Annotated in this window: 12 protein-coding genes and 2 tRNA genes; 2 read left to right on the forward strand and 12 right to left on the reverse strand. The window is 59.9% G+C overall.

The window, feature by feature from the left end; translation table 11 throughout:
* Nucleotides 1-792: 792 nt before the first annotated feature.
* The 4 genes from ACIROW_RS05855 to ACIROW_RS05870 form a co-directional block, all read right to left on the reverse strand.
* Nucleotides 793-3798 carry an FAD-binding and (Fe-S)-binding domain-containing protein gene (locus ACIROW_RS05855; protein ID WP_402272958.1) on the reverse strand — a complete coding sequence of 1002 codons (3006 nt, stop codon included), beginning with the start codon at nt 3796-3798 and terminating at the stop codon, nt 793-795.
* Nucleotides 3799-3843: 45 nt separating this feature from the next.
* Nucleotides 3844-4608: a 2-keto-4-pentenoate hydratase gene (locus tag ACIROW_RS05860; protein ID WP_402272961.1), complete on the reverse strand. Its 765-nt coding sequence runs from the start codon at nt 4606-4608 to the stop codon at nt 3844-3846.
* A gap of 68 nt (nt 4609-4676) precedes the next feature.
* On the reverse strand, nt 4677-5960 hold the full coding sequence (locus ACIROW_RS05865; protein WP_402272965.1) for an MFS transporter: 1284 nt from the start codon (nt 5958-5960) through the stop codon (nt 4677-4679).
* A gap of 189 nt (nt 5961-6149) precedes the next feature.
* Nucleotides 6150-7367, reverse strand: a complete 1218-nt coding sequence (locus tag ACIROW_RS05870; RefSeq protein ID WP_402272968.1) for a pyridoxal-phosphate-dependent aminotransferase family protein — start codon at nt 7365-7367, stop codon at nt 6150-6152.
* A gap of 305 nt (nt 7368-7672) precedes the next feature.
* On the opposite strand from ACIROW_RS05870, the gene ACIROW_RS05875 reads away from it, so the two are divergent.
* Nucleotides 7673-8431, forward strand: coding sequence for a GntR family transcriptional regulator (locus ACIROW_RS05875; RefSeq protein WP_402272970.1), 759 nt, complete (start codon nt 7673-7675; stop codon nt 8429-8431).
* Nucleotides 8432-8662: 231 nt separating this feature from the next.
* Here ACIROW_RS05875 and ACIROW_RS05880 read toward each other — a convergent pair.
* From ACIROW_RS05880 to ACIROW_RS05895, 4 genes are all read right to left on the reverse strand, one after another.
* A tRNA-Val gene (locus ACIROW_RS05880) sits at nt 8663-8739 on the reverse strand.
* Between the two features lie 114 nt (nt 8740-8853).
* Nucleotides 8854-11112, reverse strand: coding sequence for a RelA/SpoT family protein (locus ACIROW_RS05885; protein WP_402272973.1), 2259 nt, complete (start codon nt 11110-11112; stop codon nt 8854-8856).
* Nucleotides 11113-11170: 58 nt separating this feature from the next.
* Entirely contained in the window at nt 11171-11521 is a 351-nt protein-coding gene (locus ACIROW_RS05890) for a RidA family protein (protein WP_402272976.1), read from the reverse strand.
* A gap of 41 nt (nt 11522-11562) precedes the next feature.
* The gene (locus tag ACIROW_RS05895; RefSeq protein ID WP_402272978.1) at nt 11563-12429 is read right to left on the reverse strand and encodes an alpha/beta fold hydrolase; all 867 of its coding nucleotides are present in this window, start codon (nt 12427-12429) and stop codon (nt 11563-11565) included.
* Between the two features lie 235 nt (nt 12430-12664).
* Here ACIROW_RS05895 and ACIROW_RS05900 point away from each other — a divergent pair.
* Nucleotides 12665-12757: transfer RNA gene (locus ACIROW_RS05900), tRNA-Leu, on the forward strand.
* A gap of 123 nt (nt 12758-12880) precedes the next feature.
* Here the strand turns inward: ACIROW_RS05900 and ACIROW_RS05905 are convergent.
* The 4 genes from ACIROW_RS05905 to ACIROW_RS05920 form a co-directional block, all read right to left on the reverse strand.
* Nucleotides 12881-13816: an alpha/beta fold hydrolase gene (locus ACIROW_RS05905; RefSeq protein ID WP_402272980.1), complete on the reverse strand. Its 936-nt coding sequence runs from the start codon at nt 13814-13816 to the stop codon at nt 12881-12883.
* A gap of 149 nt (nt 13817-13965) precedes the next feature.
* Nucleotides 13966-15528 carry an MFS transporter gene (locus tag ACIROW_RS05910; protein ID WP_402272983.1) on the reverse strand — a complete coding sequence of 521 codons (1563 nt, stop codon included), beginning with the start codon at nt 15526-15528 and terminating at the stop codon, nt 13966-13968.
* A 313-nt stretch (nt 15529-15841) separates the two neighbouring features.
* On the reverse strand, nt 15842-17974 hold the full coding sequence (locus tag ACIROW_RS05915; protein WP_402272985.1) for an ATP-binding protein: 2133 nt from the start codon (nt 17972-17974) through the stop codon (nt 15842-15844).
* Nucleotides 17975-18181: 207 nt separating this feature from the next.
* Nucleotides 18182-18769 carry a flavin reductase family protein gene (locus ACIROW_RS05920; RefSeq protein WP_402272987.1) on the reverse strand — a complete coding sequence of 196 codons (588 nt, stop codon included), beginning with the start codon at nt 18767-18769 and terminating at the stop codon, nt 18182-18184.
* Between the last annotated feature and the right edge of the window lie 99 nt (nt 18770-18868).

Genomic DNA, 18868 nt, shown 5'->3' on the forward strand with positions numbered 1-18868 from the left:
TTGCAGGACATGGCAAAAACAACCATGAAGCAGGCAAGGATTATAGCAACAATCAAAAAATGTCGCATCCCATACGTGGAAATACCGATACAAGAACAGACTCCCAAGGCCCAGCCCTATCTGGAAAGTGGCCTCAAGAGGAACCTGCTCTTGTATCGGTACGGCAAGCGAAGACGCGCGGCAATTGGAATAGAGTACCGATACAAGAGAAGATTCACGCCACCCAGTCCTATCTGGAAAGTGGCGGCGCGAAAGGTGAATCTACTCTGGTATCGGCACAGGAAATTGCAATGCACTGCTTGGAGTGCCGATACAAGAGAAGATTCCGGCCACCCAGTCCTATCTGGAAAGTGGTGGCGCGAAAGGTGAATCTACTCTGGTATCGACACGGCAACCGACAATGTACAGATGTGCACGCGCAATGCGGATACAAGAGTAGATTCCCGTCGCCCAGTCCTATCTGGAAAGTGGCAACGACGAAAGGTGAATCTGCTCTGATATCGGCACGAACGCCGAAAACTGAACATGCGCAAGAAAGCCGCGTGCGAAAAACAACTTGTGTATCGAGGAAGATTTACAGATGAATTGCTGCTACAGACATGACCGGGAACCGGTCAAAAATGAAGAAGTAATGCGGAGTAACCTTCACCAGCTGACCGAACACTTTTTATTGATTTTCGGCCTGCCGCCCGGTTGTGAACCGAGGAACAACGAACAATATAGCACATAATTTGATTATGTCAAAGCCGCAGGCGCAAATAAATTACGCGCCTGCGGCACACCATGCATTAACTAGGCGTTCAGCGCGGCCGCCAGCACGCGCGCAACGTGGACGGCCTCCCTCCCCGCGCCGTCGTGGATCTGGTGACGGCAACTGGTTCCATCGGCCACCACGATCGCATCCGCCGCCGCCTTGCGCACCGCGGGCAACAGCGACAGTTCGCCCATCGCCATCGACGCTTCGTAATGTTCCTCTTCATAGCCGAAGCTGCCGGCCATGCCGCAGCACGACGATTCCACCACGGACACTTCCGCCTGCGGAATCCATTGCAGCACCGTCGGTACAGGGCGGAAGGCGTCGAAGGCTTTTTGATGGCAGTGACCGTGCAGCACGATCTTGCCGGACGCCAGCGGCTTCAGGTCGAGCTTCAGCTTGCCTGCCTTGTGTTCCTGCACGAGGAATTCTTCAAACAGGAAAGCCGACTTCGCCAGTTGTTTCGCTTCGTCGCCATAACCGTAATTGAGGAATTCGTCGCGCAAAGAGAGCAGACAGGATGGCTCCAGCCCGACCACCGCCACGCCCCTGCGCACGTACGGCATCAGCGCATCCAGCGTGCGGCGCGCTTCCGCCTTGGCCTGATCGACGAGCCCGGCGGCCAGGTACGTGCGGCCGCAACACAAGGGCCGTTGCCCGGGCAAGGTATTGAAATGCACCTTGTAACCGGCGGCCTCCAGCACCTGCTGCGCGGCACGAGCGTTCTCCGGCTCGATGTTGTTGTTGAAGGTATCGACGAAAAGCAGGGCTTCCTTGCCGGTATTCGGCTCCGCTGTACTGCTTGCGTTACTCAAAAACGATTTTCGGAAACGCGGCAATGACCGCTGCGGCGCCAGCCCCATCAACCCTTTCACCCATCCCGAAATCAGCGGGATCTTTTCCGCCAGCGCCAATGCACCGCCGACACTACCGGCATAGGATGCGTAAGCCGGCATGTAGGCGATCAGCTTGTCGCGCAGACGGGTACCGTTTTTGGCGGCCCATGCTGCGCGTGCTTCGATCTTCACCTTGGCCATGTCGACGCCGGTCGGACAATCGCGCTTGCAGCCTTTACAGGAGACACACAGGTCCAGCACTTCCTTGACCTCGGGACTGGCCAGCCCGTCACTGCCCAGCTGCCCCGACAAGGCCAGCCGCACGGTGTTGGCGCGGCCGCGCGTGACGTGTTTTTCGTCGTGCGTGACGCGATAGCTCGGACACATGGTGCCGGCGTCGAACTTGCGGCAGTGGCCGTTGTTGTTGCACATCTCGACCAGCTTGGCGAGGCCGCCGCTGCGGTCGCCGCCGCTGCCGGGCGCGCTTTCCTTGCCGGTCAGGGGATCGCGCTTGACGTTCCATTGCGACCAGTCCAGCGCCGGGCTGTACGGCAATTCGCGGTAACCTGGAGCGAAGCGGAAGTTGACCGCATCGTCCATCTTCGGCGGCCGCACGATCTTGTCCGGGTTAAAGCGATTGTCCGGATCGAACAAGTCCTTGATCTCGCTGAAGGCGGCATTGAGTTTCGGTCCGTACTGCCACGCCACCCACTCGCCCCGGCACAGGCCGTCGCCGTGTTCGCCGGAATACGCGCCCTTGTATTTGCGCACCAGCACGGCGGCGGCTTCCGCGATCTCACGCATGTCCTTGGCGCCGCCGCGGCGCATGTCGAGGATAGGCCGCACATGCAAGGTGCCGACGCTGGCGTGGGCGTACCAGGTACCCTCGGTACCGTATTTGTGGAAGACTTCGGTGAGCTGACGCGTGTACTCGGCCAGATGCTCCAGCGGCACGGCGCAGTCTTCGATGAAAGACACCGGCTTGCCGTCGCCCTTCATGCTCATCATGATGTTCAGCCCGGCCTTGCGCACATCCCACAGCGCCTTCTGCTCGTTGGCGACCGGCATGTCGACGACGGAGCCGGGCAATCCGAGGTCCCCCATCAGCTCGCTCAACAGTTTCAGTTTTTCAAGCTGTTGGTCGAGATTCTCGCCGGCAAATTCCACCAGCAGGATTGCTTCGGGCCGTCCGACCAGCGCCTTTTCGATTACCGGTTTGAAGGCCGGATTGCTGATCGCCAGGTCGATCATGGTGCGGTCGACCAGCTCGACCGCGGTCGGTCCCAGTTTGACGATGTGCTGGGTCATGTCCATCGACTGGTAAAACGTCGGGAAGTTGACCACGCCCAGCACCTTGTGCGCCGGCAACGGCATGAGCGCCAGCGTGATTTGGCGACTATGGGCCAGCGTACCTTCCGAACCGATCAGAATGTGCGCCAGGTTGGCGACGCCGTCATCGGTGTAGGCGCGCGGATTCTGGCAATCGAAGATGTCGATGTTGTAGCCGGCCACGCGCCGCAGGACCTTGGGCACGCGCTCGACGATTTCGCCGCGTTCACGCTGCGCGATGGTTTGCAAGCCGCGTACGATGTCGCCAATGCGGCCGCTGCCCGGCATCTCGGGCAAACGACCGAAGCGGCCTTCGGTACCGTCGGCCAGCACCGCATCAATGGCCAGCACGTTGTGCACCATGTTGCCGTATTCGATCGAGCGTGAACCGCAGGAGTTGTTGCCCGACATGCCGCCTATCGTGCATTGCGCCGCCGTCGACACGTCGACCGGGAACCACAGGCCGTGCGGCTTGAGCCAGGCGTTGAGATGATCGAGCACCATGCCCGGTTCAACCGTAATCGTCCGCGCAACCGGATCGAAATCAACCACCTGATTGAGGTATTTGCTGTTGTCGATGACCAGCGCCTCGCCCACGGTCTGGCCGCACTGGCTGGTGCCCGCGCCCCGCGCCAGCACCGGCAGGCGATGCTGGCGCGCGATGTCGAGCGCCAGCTTCAGGTCGGCCTGATCGCGCGGCACCACCACGCCCAGCGGCATGATCTGATAGATGGACGCATCGGTGGCATAACGGCCGCAGTCAGCCTTGCCGAACATGACGTCGCCGCGCATCTCGCGCTGCAATTGCATGGCGAATGGCGTAGCGGCTGCAGAGTTCCGCCCGCTTGGCGGAACCAGATGGATGGGCTTGACCAGCATGAAGTAGTCCTGTCAAAAACAAAGATAAGAGCCGGCTGAATATGCTCAGCTCAATTCAAAATGAATCGGCGGCAAGCCGGCGACCTGTCCAATCACCATGCCCGGCTCTTGCGGGAAAAACATGCCGGTGTACGAACCGGCGGTCATCACCGTGCCGCCCGGAATCGCAATGCCGCGCGCGCTGCAATGATTGACCAGCCAGCTCAGCAAGCGACGCGGATCGCCGGCCGGATTGACACCCTGCCCCTTGAACACGTCGGCGCCGTTGAAGGTCAGATGCACGTCGGGACGGCGGAAATTGAAATCGTCGCGATAGTCGGCAAGCTCGCCGATCACCAGTGCGCCGTGATTTTGCAAATCGGCCAGTTGATTCAGCCTGGGTACATCGGGCCAGCCGGCTAGGCGACTGGAGACGATTTCGATGGAAGCGCCCATCGACGAAATGCACTCCATCACTTCGGCATCCGACACCGGCGCATTGCGCGGCTTGAAATCGCAGTCGAAGCAAAACATGATTTCCAGCTCCAGCCCGAGCACCGCAAACGCACTGCGCCGAATCACCGAGGAAGCCGGGTGAATGCCGCCCAGCGGCAACGGCGCGCCCTGGATCGGTCCGGACTCGGACTTGGCGCCGATCTTCCAGCCGCCGATGGTGGCGTGGCTGCGCCGCAGGAAAGCCTGTTGCGCCAGATAGGCGTCGTCGCTGTCTGCCGGCTCCAGCTCAGGCGGCACGATGGCCGTCGCCTGCTGTGAATAGGCGTCGCTCAGAAGATGGCCGAGTTCCTCGGCTGCGGAAAGTAAAGTCGTCATGGCTATCCCGATGGAATGTTGCAAGGAGAACGCCGCCGGTCAGGCGCGGCATTCTCACCTGGACGCAATCAGGCGCGGGCCTTGATCGCCTGGCCGCCGGCATCCGGCGTGGTGTTTTCGAACTTGCTGTCCGGCTGCATGCGGAACGCCAGCAGCACACCAAATCCCATCAGCACCATGCTGCCGAGGAACGGCAGTTCCCAGTTGCCGGTCTTGTCGATCAGGTAGCCCGACAGCACCGGCGAAATGATCGCGGCCAGTGCCGAACCGGTATTCATCATGCCGCTGGCGGTGCCCGAATATTCAGGCGCGATATCCATCGGAATCGCCCACATCGGACCGATCGTCATTTCAGCGAAGAAGAAACCTGCGCTCAGGCTGATGATGGACACATACAGGTTGTGCGTGAACATCAGCGGCAGCAGCGACAGCAAGGTCAGCAGCATGCACACCGACACCATGTAGCTGCGGGCGCGCTTGAGGTTGCCGGTGTTTCTCAGGATCTTGTCGCTGACGATGCCGCCCAGTGTGTCGCCCACCACGCCGGCGAAGAACACGCTGGAAGCGAACAGCGCCGATTTCTTGATGTCGAGGTCATAGCTATGCAGGAAGTACTGCGGGATCCAGCTCAGGAACAGCCACAAGGTCCAGCCGTAGCAGAAGTAGACGATCGTCACGGGCATCATGCGCTTGAACAGCGGCCCCCATGGAATCTTCGGGCTCTTCTTTTTGCCGGGTGGCAGGATCGCCAGTTCTTCCGACGTGATGCGCGGATGCTTGGCCGGATCTTCGGTGAACACGAAGGCCCACACAATCACCCACACCAGGCTGAACGCGCCGAAGATGTAGAACGATTCGCGCCAGCCGTGCACCGCCATGATCCATACCACCGCCGCCGGCGCCACCGCATTGCCGATCCGTGCGAAGGCATGCGTGATGCCCTGGGCGAAACCCCGCTTGTCTTTCGCCACCCAGCGCGACATCGCCGTGGTCGCCGCCGGGAAGGTTGCGCCTTCGCCCAGGCCGAGCAGCAAACGCGCCAGCAGCAACGACACCAGGCCTCCCGCGAAACCGGTCAGCACCGTCGCCAGCGCCCACAGCAAGCCGCAGTAAATCAGCGTGCGGCGCGCACCGAACTTGTCGCTGACCCAGCCACCGATGATCTGAAACACTAAATAGGGATAGGCGAAGGCGGAAAAGACCAGACCGATTTCCGTCTTCGAGAGATTGAATTCCTTGGCAAAACCGGCCGCGGCGGTGCTGACGTTGACGCGATCAAGGTAAGTGATGAAATACATCATGCATAACATCAATAGCACGACCGTAGTCGCGCGCAAGCGCAGGTGTCTCATTGCTTTGTCTCCAGTATTGGTGCGCCGGCGCGCCGTAAAACCTGTGGTTTCGATTCCTCTGTGGGATGTTGCAGCACCGGTCTTTCGTTATTGATCCACTTTGCCGGTGCCGTCCTTGCGTAAGGTCTGCACCGGCGTTCTTTCCTCCGTTATTGCTTTTTCTTTTGCCAAACCAGGCCGGTCAGATGATCACGCGACCTTCAGCGCCGGCTTGTTTTTCTTCGCCGTCAGGTTGTCCATCGCGGCCTGTACGCCACTGCCGGCCAGCTTCACGCCCGCCAGCTTCAATCCCATTTCGCAGCCGGCCAACGTCGCCATCAGGGTCAGTTCGTTGGCTTCGCCCAGATGGCCGATGCGGAACATGCCGCCCTTCATCTTGCCCAGGCCGGTGCCGAGCGACATGTTGAAGTTTTCGTAGATCACCTTGCGGATGGCGTCCGCGTCGAAACCGGCCGGCGTCATCACGCCCGTCAGCACCGGCGAATACACGGCCGGATCGGCGCACTGGATCTCCAGGCCCCAGGCCGTGACGGCATCGCGGCAGGCTGCTGCCAGGCGCTCATGGCGTGCGAAGACGTTGTCCAGGCCTTCGCCCAGAATCATTTCCAGCGCTTCGTGCAAGCCGTACAGCAGATTGGTGTTGGGCGTGTACGGCCAGTAGCCGGTGGCGTTCATCTCGATGATTTCGCCCCAGCCCCAGAAGGCTTTCGGCAACTTGGAGGATTTGCTGGCGTCGATGGCCTTCTTCGAGACGGCGTTGAAGCTAATGCCCGGCGGCAGCATCAGGCCCTTTTGCGAACCGGAGACGGTGACGTCAACGCCCCACTCGTCATGGCGATAATCCGCCGACGCCAGGCCGGAGATGGTGTCGACCAGCAGCAGCGCCGGATGGCCGGCGGCGTCGATGGCGCGGCGCACCGATGCGATGTCGGAGGTCACGCCGGTCGAGGTTTCATTGTGCACCACGCACACCGCCTTGATCTGATGGCCTCCGTCCTTGCGCAGGCGCTCTTCGATCAGGTCGGCCTGCACGCCGCGGCGCCAGCCTTCGATACCGGGCAAGCCGAGGAACTCCGGCTTCAGGCCCAGCGCTTCGGCCATCTTCTTCCACAGCGTGGCGAAATGGCCGGTCTCGTACATCAGCACGGTGTCGCCTGCGCTCAAAGTATTTGTCAGCGCCGCCTCCCAGGCGCCGGTGCCGGAGGCCGGGTAGATGATGACCGGCTGCTCTGTCTTGAAAATCTTCTTGATGCCGGCCAGCACCTGCAGACCCAGCGCGCCGAATTCCGGGCCGCGATGGTCGATGGTCGGCAAGCTCATGGCGCGCAGGATGCGATCAGGCACAGGGCTGGGACCAGGGATTTGCAGGAAATGACGGCCGGCGGGATGAAAGTCGAGTTTTAACATTTATTTCTCCTTTGAAATTCGTCTCTGGAAATTGCTCTTTTATCGAATTTTGTATTTTGAATGCAAAATACTTTATCAGCGGGATACGAAGAGGTAAAGGATTTTTTGATCGTTGCAGTCCTGACTCCTGGTACGGAGTCAGGGCGATGATTTTGGTGGAGAACCCCTGTAAATATAGGTACTTGGGATCATTGACGCGCGTTTGACGGTAATATTTTTCATCCATACAACACCGGAAAGCTGGTATTTTTGCAATGAAGCGATGGATGCTAAAATAGCGCCAAGCAGCAAATTAAGGATTTTGAATGCAAAATTCAGCCATTGAATTAGTGAATAAGCCAGACTTGGCCGAGCAACAAACCAGCCCCGCCCTGCCGAAACTGGAGCGTCAGCGTCTGCACGACACCGTCGTCGAGCACCTGCGCAATCTGATCGTGGAAGCGGTGCTGATGCCCGGCACCAAACTGAACGAACGCGAACTGTGCGAGACCCTGGGAATTTCGCGCACGCCGCTGCGTGAAGCGTTGAAGGTATTGGCTGCGGAAGGCCTGATCGAAATCTCGCCCAATCGCGGCGCCTCCGTATCGAAGATGACCGAGACCGAGATCTGGGAAACCTTCGAACTCATGAGCGGCCTGGAAGCCATGTCCGGCGAGCTGGCGTGCGAACGCATCACGCCGGTGGAAGTGGCCGAGATCAAGGCACTGCATTACGCCATGCTGGCCTGCAAGGCGCAGAACGACCTGCCCGGCTATTACAGCCGCAACCAGACCATCCATAACAAGATCAACGAAGCCGCGCGCAACTCGGTGCTGCATCAGACCTATCTCGGCCTGAACCGCCGCCTGCAGGCGCTGCGCTTCAAGTCAAACTTTCGTCCGGAAAAATGGGACAGCGCCGCGCACGATCACGACGAAATGGTCAAGGCGCTGGAAGCGCGCGACGGCAAGCGCCTGGCGGCGATCCTGCGCCAGCATCTGCTGGACAAGCGCGACGCGGTATTGAACGTGCCGGTGCCGCCGGTCGCGACCGAAGCGCCTGCGGAAAAAACGAATAATCAATAAAAACAGTTGGGAAGTTGTCGCTGAAGGCCATCGCTTGCGGTGGCTTTTTTTTGGCTGCAAGAAAAATCGAGCGCGGAAGAGAAGAAAAGAAAATCCGAAGAGAAAATCCGGAAGACAAAAAGCAAAAATGGAAGCCGGGACTGCGCTTCCATTCTAATTTTGCTTTTGATGCTGTTTTTACGAAGCCTTGCTGCCTGCTTCGATACCAATATTCGACAACATCAAGAATATTGGTAGGCACGATTGGACTCGAACCAACGACCCCTACCATGTCAAGGTAGTGCTCTAACCAGCTGAGCTACGCGCCTAGTGAAGAAGCGAGATTATAGGGGCATTTTTTATTTTTGGCTAGTCTTGGCGAAAAGTTTTTAAAAATATCTTCTCGGACAGCTTTTCAAAAATCAGGCAGCCGCCCGCAACCCCTACTGCCGCCTGGCTTCCAGCACACCCTTCACTTCGCGGATCACGGTCAGCGCCTTTTGCAATTGCGCAGTCGAACCGATCTCGGCGGTGAAGCCCATGCGCGCCTGTCCTTTCATGCTTTGCGTGCTGACGCCGATGACGTTGATCTTTTCGCGCAGGAAGATTTCCGAAATATCGCGCAGCAAACCCTGGCGATCGCCCGCCAGCACAAAGATATCGACCGGGTAGACCGTGTCCTTGCCGGAAGCGCCCCATTCGGTCTGGATCACGCGTTCAGGCGCCTTGCTGCTCATCTCGGTGAAATTCTTGCAGGTCAGCCGATGAATCGACACGCCCTTGCCGCGCGTGACGAAGCCCACGATGGTATCCGGTGGCGCCGGCTTGCAGCAACGCGCCAGCTGCGTCATCAGGCCTTCAGTACCGACCACCAGCACGCCGGACTTTGCCCCCTGCACCACGCTTGAGGCGCGGCTCTTGCGCGTGATGGAGGCCTCATCGGGCTCGGTGTGCTTATTTTCCTTGCCTTCCTCGCCTTCATGCAGCATCTGCTCGATCTGGCGCGGGCTGAATTCATCCTTGCCCAGCGACAGGCACAGATCATCGACCTTGCCGAAGCCGAGCTTGTGCGCCAGCTCTTCCAGGTTGACGGCGGTCTTGCCTTCGCGCTGCAGCGTTTTTTCCAGCACGGTGCGGCCGTGCGCCAGCGTCTCTTCCTGTTCGATGGCGTTGAACCAGGCGCGCACCTTGGAGCGCGTGCGCGAACTGGCGGCATAACCGGTGCTCAGCCAGTCGCGCGAGGGGCCGACGCCGGGGCCGCTCTTGACGGTGATGATGTCGACGGTCTGACCGTTCTTCAACGGCGTATTGAGCGGCACCATGACGCCGTCGACGCGCGCACCGCGGCAGCGATGGCCGACGTCGCTGTGCAGGTGATAGGCGAAGTCGATCGGCGTGGCGCCGTTCGGCAGTTCGATAACGCGCGCTTGCGGGGTCAGGACATAGATGCGCTCGTCGAGCGTGGTCGACTTGAGCTTCTCGACCCAGTCGCGGCGCACTTCTTCCTGCTCCACGACAGCGTCCGACACTTCGCTCTTCCATGCCAGCAGCTGACGCAGCCAGGCAATCTTTTCGTCGTACTTCTGCGCGGCGAAATTGGAACCGCCACTTTCCTTGTAGCGCCAGTGCGCCGCCACGCCGTATTCGGCGAAATGGTGCATCTCACGCGTGCGGATCTGCACTTCCAGCGGACGGCCGTCTTCGGCCACCACGACAGTGTGCAGCGACTGGTAGCCGTTCTGCTTGGGACGCGAAATGTAATCGTCGAATTCCTTGGGAATCGGCACCCAGATGTTGTGGATGATGCCGAGCACCGTGTAGCAATCCTTGACGTCGTCGACGATGACGCGGAAGGCGCGCACGTCGTACAGCTCGGAGAAGTCGATGGACTTGCCGCGCATCTTGTTCCAGATGCTGTAGATGTGCTTGGGACGCCCCGAGACTTCCGCCTTGATCTCGGCGGTAGTCAATTCGGTGCGCAGGCGCTCGATGGCGGTGGCGACAAACTCCGCGCGCTCGATGCGCTTCTCTTCCAGCATCTTGGCGATGCGCTTGTACGTGACCGGCTCGATGAAACGGAAGGACAGATCCTCCAGCTCCCATTTGAGCTGCCAGATGCCGAGGCGATTGGCCAGCGGCGCATAGAGATCGAAAGTCTCGCGCGCATATTGCGCGGTGGTCTCGTTCTCCATCTTGTTCTCGGCGAAGTAGCGCAAGGTCGTCACGCGCGAGGCCAGGCGCACCAGCACCACGCGCATGTCGGTGGCCATTGCCAGCAGCATCTTGCGCAGCGTTTCGATCTGCGCCGCGGCCTGTTGCGCGGCATTCTTGCCGCGCAGGACTTCCTGCGGATGCTGGAAGGTCAGGCCGTGGAAACGCATCAGCTGGCGCACACCGGCGACCAGGTCGCCGATGTCCTTGCCGTAGCGCTCTTCAATTGTCGCCGCCACATCGAGGTCGAGGAGATGCAGCTCGAACAGCAGCCCGGCGATGCGTGTTTCGGCATCGACATTGAGCGCCGTCAGTACGCCGGCCACGCCCTGCACGAATGCCAGCGCGTCCTGTCCCGACGTGATCGGCTTGCCGCGATAGATCGGCTCGACGAAGGCCAGCGCCTCCAGCACGCGTGCGCTGTCTTCCGGACTCAGGCCGGCGACGATGGAGGCGTTGCCCTCCTGCTGAACTGCGACGACAGAAACCATGAAACCTTTGCCTGATTCGATAAACGTTGAAGACTGCCTTGGAACGTGCGCCGGAAGATTATTTTTGAGCGGCGACGATGATGATCTCGACCAGCAATTCCGGACGCGCCAGCTTGGCTTCGACGGTCGCGCGCGGCGGCGTGTTGCCGGTTGCCACCCACGCATCCCAGACCGCGTTCATGCCTTCGAAATCCTTGACGTCGGCGATGTAGATCTGGCACGACAGGATATGTTCCTTGCTGCTGCCGGCTTCAGCGAGCAGGCGATCGATGTGGCCCAGCACTTCGCGCGTCTGGCCTTCGATGTTCTGGGTGGTGTCTTCGGCGATCTGGCCCGCCAGATAGACTGTGCCGTTATGGATGGCGGCCTCGGAAAGACGCTTGCCGACGTGCAGACGTTGAACTGTCATGATGTTTCCTCTCAATCAATAAGAGCCCGGTCAGGATGAAATCAACCGAGCAAAAAGTCCTTGGCGACCTGGATTTGCTGAGCATGCATGAAGGTCGGCGCATGGCCGACACCCTCCAGCTCCACCAGTTTCGCCTTGGGACCGCGTTGTGTCATGGCCTGCGCCACCTCGGGCAGCAACAGGTCGGATTGCGCGCCGCGCACCAGCAGCGTCGGACAGCGGATCGCATCGTAGGCGGCCCACAGCATGGCTTCGCCGATGCTGGCCGCTTCCGGCGTCATGGTCTTGAACGGTTCGGCCAGGCGCAGGTCGTAATGACGCTTCCACTTGCCCTCTTCGTCCTGGCGCAGCACGTCGCTTGCCAGCTTGTGCCACTCCTCATCGGTATGCGGACCGAAGCTCGCCGAAATCGTGCGGATGTACAGCGCCGCTTCGTCGAACGTGTCGAAGCGCACATCCTGCCCGATGTATTCACCGATGCGCGCCAGAGCCGCGCCGTTGATGGACGGGCCGATATCGTTGAGCACCAGGCGGCGAATTGGATTGTCCCGCAAGGATGCCAGCCCCATGCCGATCAGGCCGCCCATCGAGGTGCCGAACCAGTCGACGCTGTCGGCATCGAGCCGCGCCAGCAGCGTGACCATGTCGCTGACGTATTGCGGAATCGCGTAATGCTGCGGATTGCCCAGGCGACCGGAACGCCCCCGTCCGACCACGTCGGGACACACCACCCGATAGGTGTCGCACAAATCGCGCGCCATCACGTCAAAATCATCACTCACGCGCGTGACGCCGTGGACGCAGACCAGCACATTCGGATTGTGCGCGTCGCCCCACTCTTTGTAAGCCATGGAATGCAAACCGGCAGGCGAAATACATTGAACTGTCTTCAATACAGCTTGTGTCATGGTCTCAACCGATTTGAATTGGAATAGCCCACATTTTACTACCTGCGTGGATGTTACAGACTGGAAATGCCAGGCGACGGCAATCCGCGCCGGCGGAAGCGAATGTGCGTTGACATGCGTTACATCGACAAAAACCGCGAAATGCATGACGCAGCGGAAACATTCGCGCAAATCCGGCCAAAGTCGCTGCTATAATGCGTTCCTTTTCCGGCCTCCTGCGCCGGAAACACCCAAGGCCTGAGTGGTGAAATTGGTAGACACAGCGGACTTAAAATCCGCCGCTTACCTGGAAAGGGGCGTGCCGGTTCAAGTCCGGCCTCAGGCACCAAGAAACATGGCAGGATCGTACGCAGAAGTCGTGAAAAAGCCGCTCAAACGCAAGTTTCAGCGGCTTTCTGTTTTACGGCGATCAGTGTTATTTCAGATCCGACTGCCGATGCGCTTCACGCCGTCAGGGAAAGTAGCGCCGGATCTCGCCGGCGATATCGACGCCATTCTCTTCCAGCGCGAAATGTCCGGTGTTGTAGTAATGGACACCGGCAGCCGGAATCAGGGCCTTGATCACGTCGCCGCCAGTGGGCGAGAAAATCGGATCGTTGCGTCCCCATACGACAAGCGTGCGCGGCTGCCGGGATCGCAGGTAGTCCTGCCAGGCCGGATACAGCGCCAGGCTCGACGGAATATCGAGTTGCAGATCGGTCATGATGCGACGCTTTTCCGGGTCGTTCAATGCATAGGCGTCGACCGCCCAGGAATCCGGATTGAGTTGTTCGGGATGCGCGGCGCCGAACTGGTGCAGCAGATTTGAAGTCGCCTGCACGACGCGCGCCGCCGCCGCCGCGCGCTTCTCGGGCGTCATCGGACCGACGGCGCCGGCCTGGATTGCAGCAAGCCTCTTGCCGTCCCAGCCGTCCAGTGAGACCGGTGAGTTCTGGATGATCAATCCGTCCACACGTTCCGGATTGCGCACCGCCATGCGCATGCCGACCGGCCCGCCGAAATCCTGCATGTACAGAATGTAGTTGGACAGATTGAGCTTGACTGCGAAATCTGCCATCACGGTCGCCAGGTTGTCGAAGGTCGGCTTGAATTTTTCAGCTGCGGGTGCTTCGCTGGCGCCCATGCCCGGATAGTCCGGCGCCACCACATGAAAACGGTCCGCCAGCAATGGCATCAGATCGCGGAACATTGCCGATGACGAAGGAAAGCCGTGCAGCAAGAGCAAGGTCGGCGCGCGCGGATTGCCTGCTTCCCGATAAAAAATGTCGATGTTGTCGACGACGGCATGACGATAGCTGACCGTCGGCGCGTCTGCCGCCTTCGCTGCAATCGGTGCGGCAGCGATTGCAGCCAATATCAGGGCTGCCAATGGTGGGCCGATTTTCATTCATTGATCTCCGATAGATTTACTGCGATTGCCAATTACCTGCCGCAGTTGTCCGACAGCAGAATGCGCACCTGTCTTCTCATGGCACCGGGAGGTCCGCGATGCCAAGACCTGGAACATACCTGCGAGATGAAAATGCAAGACGCTGTTTACTCTCCCGGCACGACAACGGAATTCAGATCGTTCCGTGCGCTTGCCGGCAAGTCCTTCTCCCTCGGCATGATCAGATACATCAGCACCAGGCAAACCGCCGCAATCAACGCAGCGCCAATGCTGGTGGAGGCAAAACCGGCATCAAACGCATGGCGCAGGGCATCCTGGTAGCGCGAGAAATCCACTCCGCCGGCATGCGCTTGCGCCGCTTCACCTGCAACGAAATGCTTTGCCAGTTCCCGCGCGGCGTCAGGAGAAAGTCCCAGGCTCGCCGCACGATCCGAAAACAATCTGCTGGTTGTCGCGGCCAGCACGGCGCCCAGCGCTGCGACGCTGAGCAACAAACCGGTAAAGCGGACGGTAGCGCTGACGCCCGACGCCATGCCGGCGCGCTCTGCCGGAATCGCGCCTTGCAAGGCTTTTGCCGTTTCGCTGTTGAGCAATCCGGCGCCGACGCCTGCCCAGATCATCACCGCAGCGAAGACGCCATAACTCATGTCCGACACGCTCACCAGCGCCATCAACAGATTGGCGGACGCCGTGATCGCCAGCGCCATGCCGAGGATGGTCTTTGACGAAATCATGGCCGACAGGCGTGCGCCCACCTTGGGAATCAGGAACATCGGCAGCGCAAACGGCAACATCGCCAGGCCGGCTGCTGCGGGCTCGTAGCCGTAGGCTTTCTGAAGATAGACCGGAAGATAGAAGATCATCACCTGCGCACCGCCGGCATAACCGATCATCGCCAGTGCGCTGCCAGTAAAGCGCGATGTCGTCAGCAGCGAAAAGTCGACCATCGGATCTTGCTGCCGCCCTTCCACGACAACAAACAGCAGCAGCAACACGATACCGCCGACAAGCCGCAAGGAAATGGCGGCGCTGCTCCAGCCGAGCGCATTGCCGTCGATGACTGCCCAAGTAAGCAGGAACAGGCCGACGCTGAAGGTAGCCACGCCGGCGTAGTCCAACTTCTTGGCCACCGGTGATTTCGATTCGGGAATGATCTTTTGCGTGGCGAACATCAGCACGGCACAAATCGGGACATTGATCAGGAACACCCAGTTCCAGCCCCAGTAGTTCGAGATCACGCCGCCGATGATGGGACCGCATGTGATGGCAATGCCCAGGCAAGATCCCCAGAACGCATAGGCGCGGGCGCGTTCCTTGCCCTGGAATTCGTTGTTAATGATGGCCAGCGCAGCCGTCAGCAACAGGCTCGCGCCGATGCCCTGCACGGCCCGCGCCAGGTTCAGCAGCAGCGGCGACGTGGCGATCCCGCACAACAGCGACGCCAGTGCGAAGATGAACTGCCCCAGCAAGATGGCTTTCTTGCGGCCGTAGATGTCCGCCCATGATCCGGCCGCAAGCAGCAACGCAGCGAAAGGAAGGACGTAAGCGGTAATGACCCACTGCAAGGCGGAAAAATCCGCCCCGATGGAACGCGCGATCGTCGGCAGCGCAACCGCCACCACATTGGAATCGAGCATCACCAGCGACGAAACGATGGCGGCAATGTAAAGGATGCGGTTTGCCTCGGCCGGGTTACGGGCAGCATTCATTTTGTTTCCATCTCCACACGTCGGATCAGTCAGAAAGAGGTGTAACTATCATTTAGATAGTAATATTACTATCATTATGAAAGTAATTCATCATTTAATTGAATGATCAATCGAAGTGTCGCCAAAACATCTGCCCGAAGGCGCGCGCTTACCTTGGCATTGCGGGAATACAGCGGGGGGGGGGGGGGGGGAGTATTGGTTTGGCGGAACAGACGCCCACAAAAAACAGCGTTGGCCGTGCGCCGGCCAACGCATTGAAGGCAATCAGACAGCAGACACGGAGAAGCCGAAAAACCCTCCTGAAGTCCATCTTCTAGCCTAGCGGCCTGCCATCGAGTTGCAAATGCTGATTGATGCTTTCCAGCGAGAACGGTTTCGACACCACCTTGAAGCCGCTCTTCATCGCCGACTGCAGGTCTTCGGCATAGCCGCTGATCAGGATCACCGGCAATGCCGGGTGAGACAGCTGGAGTTTCTTCGCCAGCGCGATGCCGGTGATGCCTCCCGGCATGTGGATATCGGAGATCACCAGTTCGACCTGGTTGCTCAGCAGGAACTGCTCCGCATCCATTGCGTTCTTCATGTGCGTGACCTTGTGTCCTGCAGTCTGCAGCAAAGTAATGATGCCATCGGCTACGTCGAGGTTATCTTCGACCAGCAACAGTGTCAGCGGCTTGACTGCGGCGGGCACTACGGCCTGCTCCAATGCCTGCGGGGCGCCGTCGGCGGCGGGCAGGAAAATGGACACGGTGGTGCCGACGCCGAGCGTGCTGTCCAGTTCGACATGGCCGCCGGCTGCGCGCGCAAAATTCTGCACCTGCGACAATCCCAGCCCGGTTCCCTTGCCCGCTTCCTTGGTCGTGAACAAAGGATCGAATGCTTGCCGGCGCGCGCTCTCGGACATACCGATGCCATGATCGATGATGGCAAGGCGCACAAAATAATCGTGTGTCTGCGCCTCGTTGCGCTTGAGGACGTTGCCGATCTGCAGCATGATTCTGCCTTCCTGCGGGCTGGCGTCGCGCGCGTTCATGAGCACGTTGATCAGCGCCAGTTGCAGTTCGATCGGATCAACGCAAACCGGCCAGGTGTCGGGCTCCACCGCGACCGTACAGCGCTCCGCGCCGATGGGATTGAGCAGCAGCACCTCCCATTCAGGAATGCGGACTTGCAGAGAAAAAATCTCCGGTTTGAGCGGCTGGCGCCGGCTCACGCCGAGCAATTGCCGCGTCAGTTGCTGGCCGCCGTTGACGGCACGTTCGATGGCGTCGATCTGCTTCTCGACGCCGGCGATACGCTTGAGGCGAATGATCTGGATGCCGGTGGTCACCACCATCAGGCAGTTGTTGAAATCGTGCGCGACGCGGCCGAGCAGCTTGCCGAGCGCTTCGAATTTCTGTGATTCGCGCAGCGTGGATTCGGCCGTGTGGCGCAGGCTGAATTCGCGTCTCCAATGGCTCCAGGCGACGCGCTGGTCGCGCACTTTACGAATCGCGAACAGGATGATCCCGCACAGCAGCCCGCACGGCACCAGCAGCAAGGCCGCCGCCAACGCCATGTAGGATAGCCAGGCGTTTCGCACGCTTGTCAGCGAGCCGGCCGACACCACATACAGGTCGTGATTGGCGACGCGCCGATACGCGAGGATTTTCTTGTCGCCGTCGATGGGAGAAATACCGACCAACGCGCCCGACTCCGAGTTCGCCTGGATGCCACGGAAGAACGGCGACCCCGGCGGCACGGTCGAGAATTCGCCCAGCAGGCGTGGATAACGGACCAGGAGCGCGCCGTCCTCGCGCACCAGCGACAACGACTGATGCATGTCGCCGGGCAGCATTTCCTCATAGAAGGACAAGAAGTAATTTGGATCGAGCGACACCAGGATGATGCCGAGGAATTCACCGCTCTCCGAGCGCCGCGCCACGCCATCGGTAAACACCGGCTGCAACGCGCGCCGGCCGATCACGACGGGCGACACCGACTCCAGCTTGCCTTCCTTGAGTGTCTTGAAGTAATCCCGATCCGACACGATCGTCCCCGGCGACGGATACTCGCGGCTGTGCACCAGCAGCTCGCCGTCCTTGCCGATGATGCCGACTGACACGACCTGCGGCAGGCCGGCGATCATGCGGCGCAATTTGGTGTGGATGTTTTTTTCGTCGGCGTGGATCGCGCTCTCGCTCATCCCGCCGAGCAAGTCTTCAATACGTCCTTTGAGCGCGGCGTTGAGTTCGAACACCTTGTCCGCGTGTTCCTTGGCCACCACGGTGGCGCGCGCCGCAGACAATTCGGCTTGCTCATGCAAGGTATGCCACTGGACGAAGCCGAGCACGCTCAGCAGTGTGAAAGAAATCAGCACGCACAGCGCCAGCAAGGCGATCAGAAGGCGTCGCTGCAAGTCGAATCCCACGCGCGGTGCGCTGAGATCCGCTGCGTCTGTCGCCATTGGTTGATTATTGTTGGTGTCCAAGAGCTGTTCCCGATGAATGTTTGCCGCTCCCCCGCTGACGTCACAGGTTGCCATAGCACATGTACTGATGACAACAATGTTCCTTCCGGCGCTGAGGAGTATCTCCAATGCCGCCGCAAAAGAGCAGGTCGAGAAACACTGATTACCGTGTAGGACAAAGAGAAGTGATCGGCGCGGGCGTGGTTACGCCGCTTCGCCTCCGGCGGCACGCAGAGGTTCGCCGATGGCGTAGTAATTCCCGCCGGCAATGTAGTGCAGGCTGCGCCATTCCGGACCGGCGTCTTCGAAGCGCCAGTGTCCGTCGCGGAAAACCCGCGTGTCGGCCCAGGCGCCGACGACTTCGCCGATGAACAGATCGTAGGTATTCTGGTTGTGCGGCTCCGGGATCAGGCGGCATGCCAGCCACGCCGAGCAGCCGGCCACCAGCGGCTGGTCGTGACCTTCCGCCCGGAACAACTCCACACCGCAGCAGCTGAGCTTGTCCGGTACTTCCGACAGGCTGGTGCTGCCGACCGCCTGGGTCAGTTCCAGCTGGGCGGCGTTGGGCACCTGCAACACGAAGAACCCGCTCTGCTCCACCAGCGCGCGCGTGGCAGTGGCCTTGTCCAGCACCACCGTCACCTTGGGCGGGGCGAAATCGAGCGCGCAAGCCCAGGCCGCCGCCATGACGTTGACGGTGCCGCCATGTTCGGCCGACACCAGCACCGTCGGACCGTGATTCAACAATCGGTAGGCCTTGCCAAGTTCAACTGCGGATATATGTTCGCTCATGTCATTTACTTGAAGGTGGATTTCGGAAAATCTGTATTATCGTCTGATCCGGAAAAGCGGACAGGGGCGGCATTTCCGGCCGGAAATACAATAAGACGC

The organism is Herbaspirillum sp. NPDC101397 (genome assembly GCF_044767325.1).
Taxonomy (GTDB): Bacteria; Pseudomonadota; Gammaproteobacteria; order Burkholderiales; family Burkholderiaceae_D; genus Herbaspirillum.

Bases quoted from the DNA above. Each gene is read 5' to 3' on its own strand.
- ACIROW_RS05915 (WP_402272985.1), bottom strand. From the start codon at position 17,974: ATGGCGACAGACGCAGCGGATCTCAGCGCACCGCGCGTGGGATTCGAC.
- ACIROW_RS05865 (WP_402272965.1), bottom strand. From the start codon at position 5,960: ATGAGACACCTGCGCTTGCGCGCGACTACGGTCGTGCTATTGATGTTA.
- ACIROW_RS05860 (WP_402272961.1), bottom strand. From the start codon at position 4,608: ATGACGACTTTACTTTCCGCAGCCGAGGAACTCGGCCATCTTCTGAGC.
- ACIROW_RS05905 (WP_402272980.1), bottom strand. From the start codon at position 13,816: ATGAAAATCGGCCCACCATTGGCAGCCCTGATATTGGCTGCAATCGCT.
- ACIROW_RS05890 (WP_402272976.1), bottom strand. From the start codon at position 11,521: ATGACAGTTCAACGTCTGCACGTCGGCAAGCGTCTTTCCGAGGCCGCC.
- ACIROW_RS05920 (WP_402272987.1), bottom strand. From the start codon at position 18,769: ATGAGCGAACATATATCCGCAGTTGAACTTGGCAAGGCCTACCGATTG.
- ACIROW_RS05875 (WP_402272970.1), top strand. From the start codon at position 7,673: ATGCAAAATTCAGCCATTGAATTAGTGAATAAGCCAGACTTGGCCGAG.
- ACIROW_RS05895 (WP_402272978.1), bottom strand. From the start codon at position 12,429: ATGACACAAGCTGTATTGAAGACAGTTCAATGTATTTCGCCTGCCGGT.
- ACIROW_RS05870 (WP_402272968.1), bottom strand. From the start codon at position 7,367: ATGTTAAAACTCGACTTTCATCCCGCCGGCCGTCATTTCCTGCAAATC.
- ACIROW_RS05885 (WP_402272973.1), bottom strand. From the start codon at position 11,112: ATGGTTTCTGTCGTCGCAGTTCAGCAGGAGGGCAACGCCTCCATCGTC.
- ACIROW_RS05910 (WP_402272983.1), bottom strand. From the start codon at position 15,528: ATGAATGCTGCCCGTAACCCGGCCGAGGCAAACCGCATCCTTTACATT.
- ACIROW_RS05855 (WP_402272958.1), bottom strand. From the start codon at position 3,798: ATGCTGGTCAAGCCCATCCATCTGGTTCCGCCAAGCGGGCGGAACTCT.